This window comes from Saccharopolyspora sp. NPDC045839 (assembly GCF_056431645.1).
The window spans coordinates 77,957-92,917 of the sequence record NZ_JBWKKH010000031.1 but is presented as its reverse complement, the minus strand read 5'-3'; the positions used below and the strand labels follow the sequence as shown (position 1 = coordinate 92,917).

15 protein-coding genes are annotated in these 14,961 nt (G+C 71.1%); 5 read left to right on the top strand and 10 right to left on the bottom strand.

Translation table 11 applies throughout. The features are described 5' to 3' along the window. Positions 1-129 precede the first annotated feature (129 nt). On the bottom strand, positions 130-630 hold the full coding sequence (locus AC07EQ_RS33005; protein ID WP_478391748.1) for a hypothetical protein: 501 nt from the start codon (positions 628-630) through the stop codon (positions 130-132). 578 nt (positions 631-1,208) lie between these two features. Continuing rightward, positions 1,209-1,772, bottom strand: a complete 564-nt coding sequence (locus AC07EQ_RS33000; protein ID WP_478391747.1) for a GNAT family N-acetyltransferase — start codon at positions 1,770-1,772, stop codon at positions 1,209-1,211. Between the two features lie 134 nt (positions 1,773-1,906). Between AC07EQ_RS33000 and AC07EQ_RS32995 the strand changes: the two genes are divergently transcribed. Both AC07EQ_RS32995 and AC07EQ_RS32990 read left to right on the top strand, forming a co-directional pair. Then, positions 1,907-2,584 carry a TetR/AcrR family transcriptional regulator gene (locus AC07EQ_RS32995; RefSeq protein ID WP_478391746.1) on the top strand — a complete coding sequence of 226 codons (678 nt, stop codon included), beginning with the start codon at positions 1,907-1,909 and terminating at the stop codon, positions 2,582-2,584. Next, positions 2,581-3,456, top strand: coding sequence for an alpha/beta fold hydrolase (locus AC07EQ_RS32990; RefSeq protein ID WP_478391745.1), 876 nt, complete (start codon positions 2,581-2,583; stop codon positions 3,454-3,456). Before AC07EQ_RS32995 ends, AC07EQ_RS32990 begins: the two co-directional genes overlap by 4 nt. A gap of 12 nt (positions 3,457-3,468) precedes the next feature. Here the strand turns inward: AC07EQ_RS32990 and AC07EQ_RS32985 are convergent, their stop codons facing one another. Together AC07EQ_RS32985 and AC07EQ_RS32980 are read right to left on the bottom strand one after the other, a co-directional pair. Continuing rightward, complete coding sequence (locus AC07EQ_RS32985; RefSeq protein ID WP_478391744.1) at positions 3,469-4,773, bottom strand: MFS transporter; 1,305 nt, start codon at positions 4,771-4,773, stop codon at positions 3,469-3,471. Positions 4,774-4,892: 119 nt separating this feature from the next. Continuing rightward, positions 4,893-6,083 (bottom strand): RtcB family protein, encoded by a 1,191-nt coding sequence (locus AC07EQ_RS32980; RefSeq protein WP_478391743.1) that lies wholly within the window; start codon positions 6,081-6,083, stop codon positions 4,893-4,895. A gap of 226 nt (positions 6,084-6,309) precedes the next feature. On the opposite strand from AC07EQ_RS32980, the gene AC07EQ_RS32975 reads away from it, so the two are divergent. Together AC07EQ_RS32975 and abc-f are read left to right on the top strand one after the other, a co-directional pair. Next, positions 6,310-6,816: a DUF2505 domain-containing protein gene (locus AC07EQ_RS32975; RefSeq protein ID WP_478391742.1), complete on the top strand. Its 507-nt coding sequence runs from the start codon at positions 6,310-6,312 to the stop codon at positions 6,814-6,816. Positions 6,817-7,052: 236 nt separating this feature from the next. Then, complete coding sequence (gene abc-f / locus AC07EQ_RS32970; protein ID WP_478391741.1) at positions 7,053-8,696, top strand: ribosomal protection-like ABC-F family protein; 1,644 nt, start codon at positions 7,053-7,055, stop codon at positions 8,694-8,696. 11 nt (positions 8,697-8,707) lie between these two features. Here abc-f and AC07EQ_RS32965 read toward each other — a convergent pair whose 3' ends face one another. From AC07EQ_RS32965 to AC07EQ_RS32945, 5 genes are all read right to left on the bottom strand, one after another. After that, complete coding sequence (locus tag AC07EQ_RS32965; RefSeq protein ID WP_478391740.1) at positions 8,708-9,232, bottom strand: AAA family ATPase; 525 nt, start codon at positions 9,230-9,232, stop codon at positions 8,708-8,710. A gap of 21 nt (positions 9,233-9,253) precedes the next feature. After that, entirely contained in the window at positions 9,254-9,916 is a 663-nt protein-coding gene (locus AC07EQ_RS32960) for an enoyl-CoA hydratase/isomerase family protein (RefSeq protein WP_478391739.1), read from the bottom strand. Between the two features lie 15 nt (positions 9,917-9,931). Beyond that, on the bottom strand, positions 9,932-10,597 hold the full coding sequence (locus AC07EQ_RS32955; RefSeq protein WP_478391738.1) for a helix-turn-helix domain-containing protein: 666 nt from the start codon (positions 10,595-10,597) through the stop codon (positions 9,932-9,934). A 413-nt stretch (positions 10,598-11,010) separates the two neighbouring features. Next, on the bottom strand, positions 11,011-11,859 hold the full coding sequence (locus tag AC07EQ_RS32950) for an SAM-dependent methyltransferase (RefSeq protein WP_478391737.1): 849 nt from the start codon (positions 11,857-11,859) through the stop codon (positions 11,011-11,013). Between the two features lie 344 nt (positions 11,860-12,203). Further along, positions 12,204-13,055, bottom strand: a complete 852-nt coding sequence (locus AC07EQ_RS32945; RefSeq protein ID WP_478391736.1) for an NAD(P)H-binding protein — start codon at positions 13,053-13,055, stop codon at positions 12,204-12,206. An 82-nt stretch (positions 13,056-13,137) separates the two neighbouring features. Here AC07EQ_RS32945 and AC07EQ_RS32940 point away from each other — a divergent pair, with 82 nt between their 5' ends. Beyond that, entirely contained in the window at positions 13,138-14,100 is a 963-nt protein-coding gene (locus AC07EQ_RS32940; protein WP_478391735.1) for a cupin domain-containing protein, read from the top strand. Here the strand turns inward: AC07EQ_RS32940 and AC07EQ_RS32935 are convergent. Then, positions 14,090-14,959 carry a LysR family transcriptional regulator gene (locus AC07EQ_RS32935; protein WP_478391734.1) on the bottom strand — a complete coding sequence of 290 codons (870 nt, stop codon included), beginning with the start codon at positions 14,957-14,959 and terminating at the stop codon, positions 14,090-14,092. The genes AC07EQ_RS32940 and AC07EQ_RS32935 overlap by 11 nt on opposite strands. Between the last annotated feature and the right edge of the window lie 2 nt (positions 14,960-14,961).

Below are 14,961 nucleotides of genomic sequence, written 5' to 3'. Positions count from 1 at the left end.
ACCCCATACCAAGACCTGGGCCCCCCCTCCCCCCCCCCCCCCCTTTTCTGGTCCCCGCACCACTCGCGGCCTTTGCGGGGGAGGGGGGTGACCCCCCCCCAAACCCCCCCACCACCATTCCGATTCGAATCAGCGCCGGGACTCGGCGTTCCGGCGACGGAGCGCGTAAGCGCCACCGGCCGCCAGGGCGACGGCCGCCGCACCGCTGGCTGCCAGCAGCGGGCCGGTGGCACCGGACTCGTCATGTGCCGTGGCTCCGCCACCCGCCGGCACGGCGCCCACCGGCATCTGCTCGACCTGCGGCCGCTGCTGCGGCTTCACCGGAACGGTGGGCTTGGCCGTCGGCTGCGGCCTGACCGAGGTCGGCCTGGCCGTCGGCGACTCCTGCGCCGGTTGCTGGGCCGGCTGCTGCGCTGGCTGCTCGGCCGGCGGTGCAGGCGGTGCAGGCGGCGCCGGAGGCGGTGCAGGCGGCAGGGCAGGTTGCTCGACCGGCGGCTTGACCGGCGGCTTGACCTCCTCCGGCGGGCAGTCCTCGAAGCAAGGCGGCGGCTTCAGGCAGTCCTCGGGTTTGCACTCCGGCGGCTGCAGGCAGTCTTCCGAGTTTTCGCACTGGTCGTCGGTCGTGGACACCAGCGGTGGCTTCGCCAAATTCCCTTCGGCGTTCCCCACAGGAGTCAGGCCGATCGACGTACCCAACACAAAGGCGGCGATCCCGCCAAGGCGAACAAGCGTTGAGGACACTCGAGCCTCCCTTTGATCATTCGAGCGAGAATCCCGCATCCGAGATCTTTTCCCCGATCGCCTCGCTAGATCCGAAGGCGACTATTCGTAACGGTAAGCACCGTCATTCGGGTTGGCAGCGGCAGCAATGCATGATCATACGATCGGGGTGCTGTTGATATGTCCAATGGGGAATACTCTTCACGCAAGGTGAGATCGACACCGATGTAGCGCTCCGATCACCCCGTCGGTCGTCGATCGACGCCGCGAAACCGAGGGGAATCGTCACAGATCGTCACTATTGGATTGCGTCGTGAGGCGACGATCGTCCATTTAGCCAGATCGTCCGCAAATGTGATCCGACCACTTTGGAGATCAATTCTTCCGGGGCTGCCGAAAAATGATTTTGAGAAAATGATCGAGGCTGTTGATCTGGGGTGATCGCACTGCGAGCGGACATTCGCGATCAATTTTCGATCAATTTTCGATCAATTCGCGCGAGGATGTTCCCCAAAGTGCCCTGAAAAGCCGGAAAGGTGCTGTGCGGACGTCGTGCGGCGTCGCCAGTCATCGGCGGTGATCAGATAGCGGTGGTGCGGCCTGTCGTATTCGACGCATTCGCCGTGGAACCGGAATCCGAGCTTGTCGAGCACGCGCGCCGATGCCGGGTTCCGCGGGTCGACGACCGCGGTCAGCTCCGGGAGGTGGAGCCGGCCGAACGCCGCGGCGACGCAGAGATGGCCGACCTCGGTGGCGAGGCCGTGTCCCCACCGTCGGCGCGCCAGGGTGTAGCCGAACTCCGCGCCGTCCCCGTGCGCCTCGAAGCCGGCGTCGCCGATGAGGTCACCCGTCGAGCGCTCGATCACGGCCCAGAACGCGTAGCCGTGCGAGTGTTGGTGCTGGATGTAGTCGTTCACCATCGTCGCGCTCTCCGCCGCCGAGGCCGCGTTCCCGTACGCGACGTAGCGCATCACCTCGGGATCGCCGTAGACCGCGTGGACCGCGGCGTGATCTTCGGTCCGGAACGGGCGGACCTGCAGGCGGGCGCTCATCAGCGGGAACCGGATAGCCACACGGCAACCCTTTCGCGTTCGCGAGCCGGAAGGCAAGCCCATTAACCGCGCCGCGGGGCGCGCTATAGTGACCGCATAGCCTATTTCGGTCACTACGAGCCGGAGGTGGGCCGGTGCCGCGACCGCTGATCCCCGACCGGGTGGGCGCGATCCTCGACGCCGCCGAGGATCTGGTGCTGCGCGACGGTTTCGACGGCGTGAGCGTCGAGCGGATCGCTCGCCAAGCGGGGATCGGCAAGGGCGCGATCTACCGCGAGTTCGACGGCAAGCACGAGCTGATGGACGCCCTGCTCACCCGGTGCATGCGCCGCCTCGTTGAGCGGGTGCGCCAACGCGTCGTCGCGGCGCCGGCACCGGCCGCCCTGAGCGCCGTCTACCGGTTCGGGCTGGAGGCGTTGCTCGACGACGCGCTGATGACCGCCGCGTTCCTCGACGACGAGGCGGTTCTCGGTTCCCACGCCCGCGCGGTCGGCGGCGATCGGTACCGGCAGCGCTTCGCCTGGATCACCGACTACGTCGAAGCCCTCCACGAGGCCGGATCGTTGGCGACCGACGCCCGGCCCGAGGCGGTTTCCCTCGCGCTCTCGTCGTTCACCATCGGCCTGCTGTCGGCGAACTCCATGCTCGGGCCGCTGACCCGGGATCAGCTCGCGGCGGCGGTGGACGTGGTGATCACCTTCGTCGAGCGGGGCCTGGAACGTCAGCCTGATTCCGCCGCGACCGACGCCCACTTGCTGCTCCTCGGCCGTCTGACCGAGCAGCTCGGCACCGACCAGGAGGGACGGTCATGACCGGCTTCGCCACCGTCACCGATCTCGAACTCGCCGGCGGCCCGGTGCGGCTGTACGCCGCGGGCGCCGAGGAACGCGAACCGGTCCTGCTGCTGCACGGGGCGATGCTCGACACCGTCGAGCTGCTCTGGCATCGCGTCCTCCCGGCGCTGGCCCGCACGCACCGCGTCTACGCGATCGACCTGCCGAAGCACGGCGGCAGCCGGCCGTGGCAGCGGACGGTCGACCAGGAGTTGTGCGAGCTCATCGTGGAGCAGCTCCTCGACCACCTGGGCATCGAACGGATCTCCCTCGTCGGGCATTCCATGGGCGGCGGCATCTCGCTCGGATTCAGCCTGCACCACCCGGAACGCGTTGCCCGCGCCGTCTTCTCGGCACCCGGCGGGATCGGCGCCCGGCGCCCGGCGCAACTCGCCACCTGGCTGGCGCTGCGGACGCCCGGCCTGCTGAGCGCGTCGAGCCGCTACCTGGCCAACTCCGCCGGCATGATCCGCCGGTCGATGGTGCGCGGTCTCGCCGCCGGTGCGGAAACCGAAGGTTTCGACCGGATCGTCGAACTCGCCTGCGCCGAGGTGCGGGCCAAGGCCCGCCATCGCGAAAAGGCGCTCGACGACTGGCAGATCCTCGCCTACGGGCCCTTCGGCATGCGGCTGGACTTCCTGCCGGAGCTGGGGCGGCTGGCCGTGCCGAGCTTGTGGTTGCGCGGATCGGACGATGCGCTCGTCGGCGATCGGGAGGTCCGGCAGGCGGCAGCGGCGGCGCCGGGCGGGAGGTTGGCGGTCGTATCCGGTGCCGGGCACCTGCTCCCACTGGACCGGCCCGGCGAATTCCACCGGCTCATCGCCGAATTCCTGGCAGAGGGCCAATCGTGAGCGGTCCCGGGGTCAGGACCGGTCGGCGGTGGCTTCGGGCGCCCGGACCCGCAGCATGGCCAGGAGTCCGAGCACCAGGATGAGGACGATCCCGGCCATGCCCGCGCGTTGCGTGCCGAAGATCGCGATGAAGCCGCTGAACGCCAGCGGTCCGAGGAAGCTCACGGCCCGGCCGGTCGTGGCGTAGAGGCCGAACGTTTCGCCTTCGCGGCCGGGGGTGGCGATGCGCGCCAGGAAGGTCCGGCTGGCCGATTCGGTCGGCCCCAGGAACGCCGCCAATAGCAGCCCGCACACCCAGAAAGCGGGCTTGCCGGGCAGCACCACCAGCGCCGATCCCACCACGACCAGTCCGGACAGCGCCGTGACGATGACGGGTTTCGGGCCGAACCGGTCGTCCGCGCGTCCGCCCAGGAACGCGCTGGCCCCGGCGAGGAGGTTCGCCGTGATCGCGAAGACCACCACCTCGGTGGCGGTGAAGCCGAAGGTGCCCGCGGCGATCACGCCGCCGAAGGTGAAGATCGCGGCCAGGCCGTCCCGGTAGAGCGCGCTGGCCACCAGGAAACCGAGCGTCCGCCGGTCGCTGCGCCACATCCGCGCGATCCGCCGGCCGAGCACCCGGTAACTGCCCAGGAACGACCGATGCATCCGGTTCGCGGGAGCGGGTGCTTCCGGGACGACGAGGAGCACCGGCAGCGCGAACACCGCGAACCACGCGGCCGCGAACAGCGCCACGGCACGGATGTTCAGCCCGTCCTGCGAGCTCACGCCGAACAGGCCGACCTCGGGCTGCACGAAGCCGAACAGCACCACCGCCAGCGCGATCAGCCCGCCGAAATAGCCCATCGCCCAGCCGAAACCGGAGACGCGGCCGATCGTCGCGGGCGTCGAGACCTGGAGCAGCAGCGCGTTGTAGTTCACGCCCGCGAACTCCACGAACACGCTGCCCGCAGCGACCAGGACCAGGCCGAGCAGCAAGTACGCCGAGTCGTCCTGGACGAAGAACAACGCCGCAGTGCAGGCCACCACGAGCGCGGTGTGCACCGCCAGCCACCTCTTGCGGCGCCCGCCGGCGTCGCTTCGCAAGCCGGTCACCGGCGCGACCAGCGCGATGCACGCCCCCGCGATCGTGAGCGTGACGCCGAGCGCCGCCGAGCCGCCTTGCGGATCGTCGGCGACCGAGCCCGTCAGGTACACGGTGAACACGAACGTGAGGATCACGGTGTTGAACGCCGCCGAGCCCCAGCCCCACAACGACCAGCACAGCACCGAACGCCAGTCCCACCGGGCCGCAACGCCCGGCTTCACAGCCACGTCCATCACGCGATCAGACCAGCCCGCCGCCACCCGGGCCACTCGGCGGTATCCGCGTCACCGCCGGGTTCACCAGCGGATTCGGGGAAGCCGGGTGCCTCGGCGGCGCCGAGACACCCGGTCGTTCACCCCTTGACGCACACGACCTGCTTCAGGTGGGTGACCACCTCCACCAGGTCGGTCTGCGCGGCGACCACCGACTCGATGTCCTTGTAGGCGGCCGGGATCTCGTCCACCACGCCCTCGTCCTTGCGGCATTCCACCCCCGCGGTCTGCGCCTCCAGGTCCGCGGCGGTGAAGGTCTTCCGGGCCTTGGTCCGCGACATGCGCCGGCCCGCGCCGTGCGAGGCCGACTCGAACGACCGCTCGTTGCCGAGGCCGCGCACGATGTAGGACCCGGTGCCCATGCTGCCGGGGATGATGCCGAGATCACCCGCGCCCGCCCGGATCGCGCCCTTGCGCGTGACCAGCAGCTCGACGCCGTCGTAGCGCTCCTCCGCCACGTAGTTGTGGTGGCAGGAGATCGGCGTGTCGAACCTGGTGCCCGGCACCGTGTCCGCCACCGCGAGTTGCACCAGCGCCAGCATCGTGGCCCGGTTGCGCGCCGCGTAGTCCTGCGCCCAGAACAGGTCCCGGCGGTACGCCTGCATCTCCGGGGTGCCCGCGACGAACACCGCGAGGTCCGGGTCCGGCAGGTCCGCGTTGTGCGGGAGGCGCCGGGCGATGTCGATGTGCCGCTTCGCCAGCTCGTTGCCGATGCCACGGGAACCGGAGTGCAGCATCAGCCACACCCGGTCGGCGTCCGTGCCGCCCTGTTCGAGGCAGACCTCGATGAAGTGGTTGCCGCCGCCGAGGCTGCCGACCTGCGCCCGCGCCCGGTCCTGGAGGCTCTGCACGCCCGGGTGCAGGTCGCCGAAGGCGGACCAGAACTCCCGCCACCCGCCGACGCCCGGCACGCGCGCCGGGTTCACCGGCGTGCGGTGCATGGCGAAGCCGACCGGCACGGCCGATTCGATCCGCCGCCGCAGGACGCCGAGGTCGTCCGGCAGGTCGGCGGCCGTCAGGGACGTTCGCACCGCGCTCATCCCGCAGCCGATGTCGACGCCGACCGCGGCAGGGGACACGGCGTTGCGCATGGCGATCACGCTGCCGACGGTGGCGCCCTTGCCGTAGTGCACGTCCGGCATCACGGCGAGGCCGTGCACCCACGGCAGGTTGGCGACGTTGTGCAACTGGCGCATCGCGGCGTCTTCCACGGACTGCGGGTCTGCCCACATCCGGATCGGTACCCTTGCACCTTCGACTGCCGCGTACATCTTTCTTCCTGACTCCCGGTCGACTCGACCCGGCAATGATCGCGGGTTTTCCCCAGCAGTGCCACCGAATTAACCGGACTCCCGCGAACTGCTCACGTTGGACGGTCGAACGCCGGCCGGGAACGTCCTCTGAGGACACGCTCTCGCGGAGTCGATGCGAGCTGGTCGCTCGCGCGACACCGGATCATCACCGCGGCGACGCGAAATCGGCAGTAACCTCCCCTGCATGACCCGCCGCATCGAGTACCGGAGCACCTACGAGTGGCCCGCCGCTCGGGTGTTCGCCGTGCTGATCGACCCCGACTACCTCCGCGAGCGGCTGCGCGTGCTCGGCGGCGACAACGAACTGCTGGAGCACGAGGCGACCGAGTCCGGTGCCCGGTTCCGGATCCGGCAGGGCGTGCGCGCCGAAGCGGTTCCGGCGATCGCCCGCACCGTCGTCGGCGGCGATCTCGCGATCGACCGAGCCGAGGAGTGGCGGCGCGAAGCCGACGGGAGCTTCGCGGGCGAGGTGACGGCAGGAGCCCTGGTGATGCCGCGTTCGATCACGGCGGTGCAGCGTTTGCGCGCCTCGCCCGCGGGTGCGGCCTGCGAGTTCGTCGTCGAGGGCGAGGTGAAGGTGGCCATCCCGCTGCTCGGCGGCAAGTTGGAGGGCCTCTTCGCCGGAGAGGTGCGCGGCCTGCTCGAGTCCGAGCACCAGTTCACGGTCGGGTGGCTGGCCGAGCACGGCTGAGGTGGCGGCTCGCCGGAAAACCGTTCGAGCGGGCCGGAAGCCGTTTGCTACGGTGACTCCGATCGGAGCAAGGGAGACCTGACGTGGTTGGTGACGACGACATCTCCGGGTGATGCCCGGACGTGAACGGCCGCCGGTTGGCGCGCGGGAGCGCAGCCGCCGCGTGGCGATCTTGTCGTCCCGTTCTCAGCCGCCGGGCGCCCCAGGCGTGCCCGCATCACCACGAGGGTTCTCGCATGTCCGATGCATTCATCATCTGCTCCAGCCTGTCCTTCTCCTGGCCCGACGACACCCCGGTGTTCCAGGACCTGTCGTTCACCGTCGGCGGCGGGCGCACCGGGCTGGTCGCGCCCAACGGCGCGGGGAAGAGCACGCTGCTCAAGCTGATCGCCGGCGAGTACCGGCCCGGCGCCGGGACCGTGTCCGCCGAGGGCGTGCTCGGCTACCTGCCGCAGACCCTGCCGCTGCTCGGCGATCCGACCGTGGCCGAGGTCCTCGGGATCGCTCCGGTCCTCCGGGCGCTGGCCGCGATCGAGTCCGGGGACGCCGGCGAGGAGCACTTCACCACGATCGGCAACGACTGGGACATCGAGGAACGCACCCGCGCCCAGCTGGACCGGCTGGGCCTCGGAGACGTCTCGCTCACCCGGCGCCTGCGCACGCTCAGCGGCGGGCAGGTCATCTCCCTCGGCCTCGCCGCGCAGCTGCTGAAGCGACCAGACGTGCTGCTGCTCGACGAACCGACCAACAACCTCGACCGCGACGCGCGCCGCAAGCTCTACGACGCGCTCGACGACTGGAGCGGCTGCCTGTTGCTGGTCAGCCACGACCGGGCGCTGCTCGACCGGATGGACCGCATCGCCGAGCTCGAGCGGGGAGAGGTCCGCTTCCACGGCGGGAACTTCACGTCGTACGAGGAAGCGGTGCGCGCCGAGCGCGAGGTCGCGGAGAAGAACATCCGCAGCGCCGAGCAGGAGGTCAAGCGCGAGAAGCGGGAGATGCAGCAGGCCCGCGAACGAGCGCAGCGCCGCGCCAGCAACGCGGCCCGGAACATCGACAGCGCCGGACTGCCGAAGATCATCGCCGGCGGGCTGAAGCGGCGCGCTCAGGAATCGGCGGGCAAGGCGAACGACACGCACGCCGCGCGGCTCAGCGATGCCAAGACGCGGCTCGACGAGGCCGAGCGGTCACTGCGCGACGAGCAGCGGATCGCGCTGGAACTGCCCGGGACCAACCTGCCGGCCGGGCGCACGGTCTTCCTGGGCGAGCGGCTGCAGGTGCACCGCGGCGAGCGGGCCCTGTTCGCCGGCGACGGCGTCGACCTCGCGATCCGCGGGCCCGAGCGGATCGCGCTGACCGGGCCGAACGGCGCGGGGAAGTCCAGCCTGCTGCGCGTGATCAACGGCGATCTGGCGCCGTCCGGGGGGAGCGCGAAGCGGGCCGACGGGCGCGTCGCCTATCTGTCCCAGCGGCTGGACCTGCTGGACCTCGATCGCACGGTGCTGGAGAACCTGGCGGCGTTCGCGCCGGGAATGCCCGAGGCGCAGCGGATGCACCTGCTCGCCCGGTTCCTGTTCCGGGGCTCCCGCATCCACCTGCCGGTCGGCGTCCTCTCCGGCGGCGAACGCCTGCGCGCCACCCTGGCCTGCGTCCTGTTCGCCGAGCCGGCGCCCCAGCTGCTGCTGCTCGACGAGCCGACCAACAACCTCGACCTGCTGAGCATCGGCCAGCTGGAAAGCGCGCTCACCGCGTACGAGGGCGCGTTCGTGGTGGTGAGCCACGACGAGCGGTTCCTCACGAAGATCGGCGTGGATCGCTGGCTCCGGCTCGCCGACGGCCGGCTGCTGGAGACGGCGGCACCCGACGGCGAATCCCTTTAGCCGCTGGGGATTCACCAGCCTGCGGCGGTCCGGACCTTCTCTGCGAGGACCGCCGGCGGCTCGTGCGAGGAGTCGAGAACGAGGTCGTCGAGCCCGGCCCCGTCGATGATCCCGGCGAGCTCGGTCGTGCGATCCAGGTGCCAGCGCAGGCCGGGCTCGTCGTCGGCGTGCCGCCGCCGGATGCGGTCGCGGGCGACGGCCGGTTCGACGACGAGCCGGACCAGCCGGATCGCCGCCGAACCGAGCGCCGCGTGGTAGCGGGCGACGGCCGAGCGCTGCTCGATCACGCCCGCGACGATCAGGTGCCGGGCGCCGGCCCGCCGGTAGTTGGCGGTCAGATCGCGCAGGTTCCGCAGTTCGAGCGCGTGGTTGAACGGGTCGTCGGCGGGACTAGGCCAGTACTGGCGGATGTGGTCGAGGTCGATCAGCGCGTGGGGCAGGCCCGCCCGCACCTCCAGTTCGCCGATCGCCTCGGCGAGGGTGGACTTGCCCGCGCCGACGGTTCCGTTGATGAAGACGACGTCGAATCCGGTCATGGCTTCCTCGGCGACCTCCCGCTACTGCGCGGGCGTGCGCAGGGCGGCGACCGCGGTGGCGAACATCGTGGACTTGATGGCGCTCAGGGTGGCCCGGTCCTTGCCCGCCAGCGGGCGGACGATCTCCGCGGCGTTGCGGACGACGTCGGCCTCGGGCGCGGTCTCGTCGACCAGGCCGAGGTCGCGGGCCTGGTCACCGCCGAAGCGCCGGCCGGTCGTCATCGATGCGACCGCCGCGGCCGGGGTGATCTTGCCCTGGATAAGCGCGGCCATCCCGGGCGTGAACGGGATGTTGATGTCGGCCTCGGGGAAGCAGAAGTAACCGCGGTCGGTGCGCATGACCCGGAAGTCGTGCGCCAGGGCCAGCATCGCCCCGGCGCCGAAGGCGTGGCCGTTGATCGCGGCGACGGTCGGGACCGGCAGGGTGAGCACGCGGGCCAGCAGCTCGTGGATCTCCGTGCGATAGGCGTCGAGCTGGTCGTAGTTGTTCAGCAGCCAGTCCAGGTCGAGCCCGTTCGAGTAGAACTTGCCCTGCCCGGTGGTCACGAGAGCGCCGGGGGAGGGGGCGTCGACGACGGTGTCCAGCAGCGAGTGCACCGTCTTCAGCCACTCCGGGGAGAAGCGGTTCTCGTCGTCGCCGAGGTCGAGGACGTAGACGCCGTCCTCTTCGCGGAGCTCGGGCATGGTCGGTCCTACCTTTCAAGCGGATGTGCATGGTCTTTCGCGCCGGTCGGACGGCGGGAAGGCGAGGACCGCGCGGACGGCCGCATCGAGGCGACGGCGCGCGTCGGCACTGATCCGGGTGGTGCCGTCCGCTGTGGGGGCGGTCAGTTCCCGGCGGAACAGCGCGGTCGGCAGGTCGACCACGCAGGTGGTGATCACGTCGACGCCGGGGCCGTCGCGCCGGTCCCAGAGCGCTTGCGCGAGGCGGCGCATCAGCGACACCAGCCGCCGGTCGAGGCCGATGAGCTCGTCGGCGAGTTCCGTCGGCAGTTCCGGGCCGAGCAGCTGGTCCCGGCGCACGGTCATCAGCATCCTGGCGGCGGCCGGCCGCCGGTTCGCGAACGCCGCCGGGGTGTCGGCGGCGGCGACGACCGCGTTCACCGCCGCGTCGAGGCCGGGCAGCTCTCCGAGCGCCTCGTCGACGAGTTCCTTCTGCAGTTCGAGGAATTCGGTCGCGGCGCGCAGCCACAGCCTGCCCCGCAGCGTCGCGAGTGAGCCGAAGGCGTGGTAGATCGCGCCGTTGGACACCCCGGATTCGGTGGCGAGCCGCCGGATCGTGAGCCGCTCGGGGCCGCCTTCGGCGATGAGCCGTTCGGCGGTGTCGAGCAGTCGGCCCAGGTCATGCGTGCGTGGTCGAGGCACGCCGCCAAGATAACAGAGCACGTGCTCTGAAATCGAGATGGTGACGCGCGCCACGCGGTGAGCGGTGGGGCGACGTCTGGGGGTGGCTTGCGGAGGAGGAGTCCGGTCTTCGCCGAACGCGCGCGATTCCGTTGGCACGTGCGCGATTCAGGCCTGGTACGGCCCGGTGCAACCGAATGCGGACGGCCGAGCGGCGTTCGGGAGCATTCCAATTTTAGGCAAAATTGGAAACCTCCACGGCGCAACGCGAGAGCTTCGGTGTACGCGGGATCGCCACCGCAGTTACTGCGCCACCTAGTCGCCGCGTGTGCTGCGCCGCGTGCGCTACGTGGTCGAACGCCGCCCGGGCGTGGGTCACCCGGGGACGTGCAATTTCGCGGGAAATTGCGGGCGGGACCGGGTGATCCGGGTGATCAGGGTTTGCGGGCGAGGCCGCCGATGTGCATCGCGTGCGCCGGGTTCTGCGGGTCGGGGACGTCGCCGCCGGGACGCCACTGGTTGTTCGGCACTAGTCCGGGTTCGATCAGTTCCAGCCCGTCGAAGTAGCGGATCTGCTCGTCCCAGGTGCGGAAGCAGCGGGTTCCCATGCCGCTCTCGGCGAACACGCGGGCCAGCTCCAGGGCGCGCGGCTCGCCCGTGTCGCAGGTGTTCGACACCAGCAGGTAGCCGCCGCTGGGCAGCCGGTCGCGGATGCTGGCCGCGACGCCCTCCGGGTCTTCCTCGTCCTCGAGGTGCATGAGGATTCCGCCCAGCAGCACCGCGAACGGCTCGGTGGCGTCGATCAGCCGCTTCGCCTCGGGGTGCTCGAAGATCGTGTCCGGGCGGCGCAGGTCCGCGTTGATCACCGTGGTGGTGGTTTCGTTCGCCAGCAGCGCCCGGCCGTGGGCGAGCACGATCGGGTCGTTGTCGACGTAGAGCACACGGGTCTCGGGCGCGATCTCCTGCGCGACCTCGTGCACGTTGCCCGCGGTGGGCAGGCCCGACCCGATGTCCACGATCTGCCGGATGCCCGCCTCGCCCACCAGGTACTTGACGGCCTGGCGGAGGAAGCAGCGGTTGGCCTGCGCCAGCAGCGGCGTCTCCGGGACCACTTCCATCATGGCCTCGCACGCCGCGCGGTCGACCGCGAAGTTGTCCTTGCCACCGAGGCAGTAGTCGTAGACCCGTGCGATCGAGACTTCCTCGGTGTTGACCTCGACGAGTTCCGGCGGCTCCTGCCCGGTGTCGAGCAGTCGTTCCAGCGGCCCCCTGGGTTCAGTCACTCGCCCCGTCCATCCTCGTCGCGGTAAAAGTGTCACCGACGTTACAACATCGACTCCGCTCGCCCGGCGTTTCGGTGGAGATCGTGGACCGCGTTTCGCTCGATCCGCCGCGTATTGCGCCGAACAGAGCAGAAGCGGTTCGCCCCGTGGTTCGCGCCGGTTGCCGCCGATGGGCGGATTCGTGCTGTTGAGGAGCGGGATGGGCGAGCTGGGCGGGTGGACGAGCACGACCGGTACTTCGACAACGCCGCCGAACCGCCGTCCCGAGGTGGGGCGGCGGTGGAACGCGCCTGCGTGGGGGACGTCCGGTTCCGCGGCTGTCGCAGACGCGCGTCTGCCCAGGTTCAGCTGACGTCCCGCCAGGCGCCTGCGGCTGCCGCGGCCTTCACGTACTCGCTGAAGTCGCGGGGTTCCCGGCCGAGGGCGCGCCGCACGCCGTCGGAGACGTGGCTGTCCATGTCCCGCCGGAGCGGTGCCACCGCCTCGGCGAAGTCGGCCGAGTCGACCGGCGACCAGCCCGAGGCCGTCAGCTCGGCGACGAAGTCCTCCGGCGACAGCGGGACGTAGCGGATCTCGCGGCCGGTGGCGGCGGAGATCTCGGCGGCGGCCTCGGCGATGGTCACCGCCCGGGGGCCCGACAGCTCGTAGATCTGCCGGTCGTGGCCGTTCTCGGTGAGGGCCGCCACCGCCACCGCCGCGATGTCCTCGGCGTCGACGAAGGTCGCCGCGCCATTGCCGGCCGGTAGCCGCAGCTCACCGGCCAGGATCGCGTCCCGGAAGAAGCCCTCGTCGAAGTTCTGCGCGAACCATCCGGGCCGCACGATCGTCCACTCGATGTCGAGGTCCCGGACCGCGGCTTCGCCGTCGATGTGCGTCTGGGCCGCCGGGTTGCGCGTGTCGGCGTAGCCGGGCACGTCGACGCCGCGCCCGGAGAGCAGGACGAGCCGTTGGACGCCGAGTTCCACGGCACGTTCGACGAACGGGCGGGTGAGTCGCTCGCCGTCGAAGGGCACGAGGTAAACCGCGCGCACGCCTTCGAGCGCGGTGTCCCAGGTGGCGCGGTCGGTCCAGTCGAAGCGCCGGTCGCCGGAGCGCGACGCGGTGAGGGCGGGCAACCCCGCCGCGCGGAGCCGGGAAACGATGCGGCGGCCGGATTTGCCGGTGCCGCCGATTACCAGGATCTGTTGTCCAGTCACGAAATCGAGTCAACCGCCGGGCGGGGCGGCCGGCCATGTTCGAGCGACTCGCCCGCATGTTCCCGCGTCTATCGTGGCGTCCATGGACGGGGTTGCCGAGCTGCTGGCCGGGGTCCGGGCGCGGGGCGCGCTGTTCCGCCGGGCGATCATGAATCCGCCGTGGTCGCTGCGGTTCGACAGCGGCGCGCGGCTGACGCTCGCCGCGATGCTGTGCGGCCGGGCGTGGATCGTTCCGGCCGAGGGCGAACCGGTGCGGATCGGTCCCGGCGACATCGCGATCATCCGCGGACCGGCGCCGCACCTGGTCGCCGACGACCCGGGCACCCGGCCGCAGGCCGTGATCACCAGCGACTACTACTGCGCCCCGATCGGCGGCGAGCCCGTCGCGGACACCGAGCTGGGCGTGCGCTCCTGCGGCGTCGGGCCCGACGGTTCGGCCCTGCTGCTCAGCGGCGCCTACGACGATCAGAGCGGGATGAGCGCGCGGCTGCTCCAGGCGCTGCCCGACGTGCTGGTGATCGCCGACGAGGACTGCCCCAGCCCGATGCTGGACCTCGTTGCCGCGGAGGTCGCGGTCGACCGACCCGGGCAGCAGCTGGTCCTCGACCGGCTGCTGGACCTGCTGCTGGCCTCCGCGCTGCGCGGCTGGTCCGACCGGGGGCGCGCGCCCGCGTGGTTCCGGGCGATGGCGGATCCGGTCACCGGGCGGGCCCTGGCGCTGCTGCACGACGATCCGGCCCACCCGTGGACCCTGGCGGACCTGGCGGCCAAGACCGGCGTCTCCCGCGCCGCGCTCGGTCGCCGCTTCTCCGCCGAGGTGGGGAAGCCGCCGATGGCCTACCTCGCAGGGTGGCGCACCGCCCTCGCGGCCGACCTGCTGCGCGACACGGACGCGACGCTGGGTGCGATCGCGCGGAAAGTCGGCTACGGCAACGCCTTCGCGCTCAGCGTCGCCTTCAAGCGCATCCGCGGCACCACCCCGGCCGAGCATCGCGCCGCATCGCGCGACGGCCGAACGATCGCGGCCGGCAGTGCTACGACATGATCGGCTGCGCGAGCCCGGCGAGCAGGGCGTGGAGTGTCCGGCTGGGATTGTCCTTGCGGTACAACAGCTCGACGTTCGTGTGCAGCTGTGGGGTGAACTGCACGATGCGCGTGCCGGGCACCGGCGCGCGTTCGGCGTGCCACCGGTCGGTGAACGCGCACCCGAGGCCGGCTCCGGCCATCTGCTCCCAGACGAGGCGCTCGTCGGTCTGGCACACCACGCGCGGGCGCAGGCCGAGCGAGCTGAACCAGGCGTCGAGCTGACTGCGCCGGTAGCCGCTCGCGGGCATGATCAGCGGCAGCCGGGCCAGGTCCTGGTGCGGCAGGGGAGCGGCCGCCGGAATCCCGTCCGGGCACAGCAGCACGATCTCGCGACGCCCCAGCGACAGGGTGGCGAGCCCATCGGCGGTGGAGAACTGGTGCGGTGACGGGACTTCGACGATCCCGGCCGTCGCCTGGCCGTTGCGCACGACGGCGGCGACCTCGGCCGGCCCGTCGAGCCGTTCCAGCAGCACCGTCGCGGTCGGGCACCGCTCGGCCAGCACCCGGAGCAGTCGCGGTGCCGCGCCGGCACCGAGCGTGGGCGTCGCGGCCAGCACGAGTTCGCGCTCGTCGCCCAACGACAGGATGTCCGCGACGTGGCCGAAGATCGCTCTTGCGTGGGCGGTGACCGCGAGCCCGGCCGGTGTCGGGTACAGGCGCCGCCCTTCGGAAGCCAGCAGCGGGGTGCCCACCTCGCGCTCCAGCGCCCGCACCGCGCGGCCGAGCGCCGGCTGCGAGACGTGCAGCGCGCGGGCGGCAGCCGTCATCGTGCCGTGCTCGACGACGGCGGCGAGGTACTGGAGCTGCTGCAGGTTCATGC

Coding starts and splice junctions, on each gene's coding strand:
- AC07EQ_RS33000 (WP_478391747.1), bottom strand. CDS start 1,772: ATGAGCGCCCGCCTGCAGGTCCGCCCGTTCCGGACCGAAGATCACGCC.
- AC07EQ_RS32960 (WP_478391739.1), bottom strand. CDS start 9,916: ATGCCCGAGCTCCGCGAAGAGGACGGCGTCTACGTCCTCGACCTCGGC.
- AC07EQ_RS32980 (WP_478391743.1), bottom strand. CDS start 6,083: ATGTACGCGGCAGTCGAAGGTGCAAGGGTACCGATCCGGATGTGGGCA.
- abc-f (WP_478391741.1), top strand. CDS start 7,053: ATGTCCGATGCATTCATCATCTGCTCCAGCCTGTCCTTCTCCTGGCCC.
- AC07EQ_RS32985 (WP_478391744.1), bottom strand. CDS start 4,773: ATGGACGTGGCTGTGAAGCCGGGCGTTGCGGCCCGGTGGGACTGGCGT.
- AC07EQ_RS32935 (WP_478391734.1), bottom strand. CDS start 14,959: ATGAACCTGCAGCAGCTCCAGTACCTCGCCGCCGTCGTCGAGCACGGC.
- AC07EQ_RS32975 (WP_478391742.1), top strand. CDS start 6,310: ATGACCCGCCGCATCGAGTACCGGAGCACCTACGAGTGGCCCGCCGCT.
- AC07EQ_RS32940 (WP_478391735.1), top strand. CDS start 13,138: ATGGACGGGGTTGCCGAGCTGCTGGCCGGGGTCCGGGCGCGGGGCGCG.
- AC07EQ_RS32990 (WP_478391745.1), top strand. CDS start 2,581: ATGACCGGCTTCGCCACCGTCACCGATCTCGAACTCGCCGGCGGCCCG.
- AC07EQ_RS32965 (WP_478391740.1), bottom strand. CDS start 9,232: ATGACCGGATTCGACGTCGTCTTCATCAACGGAACCGTCGGCGCGGGC.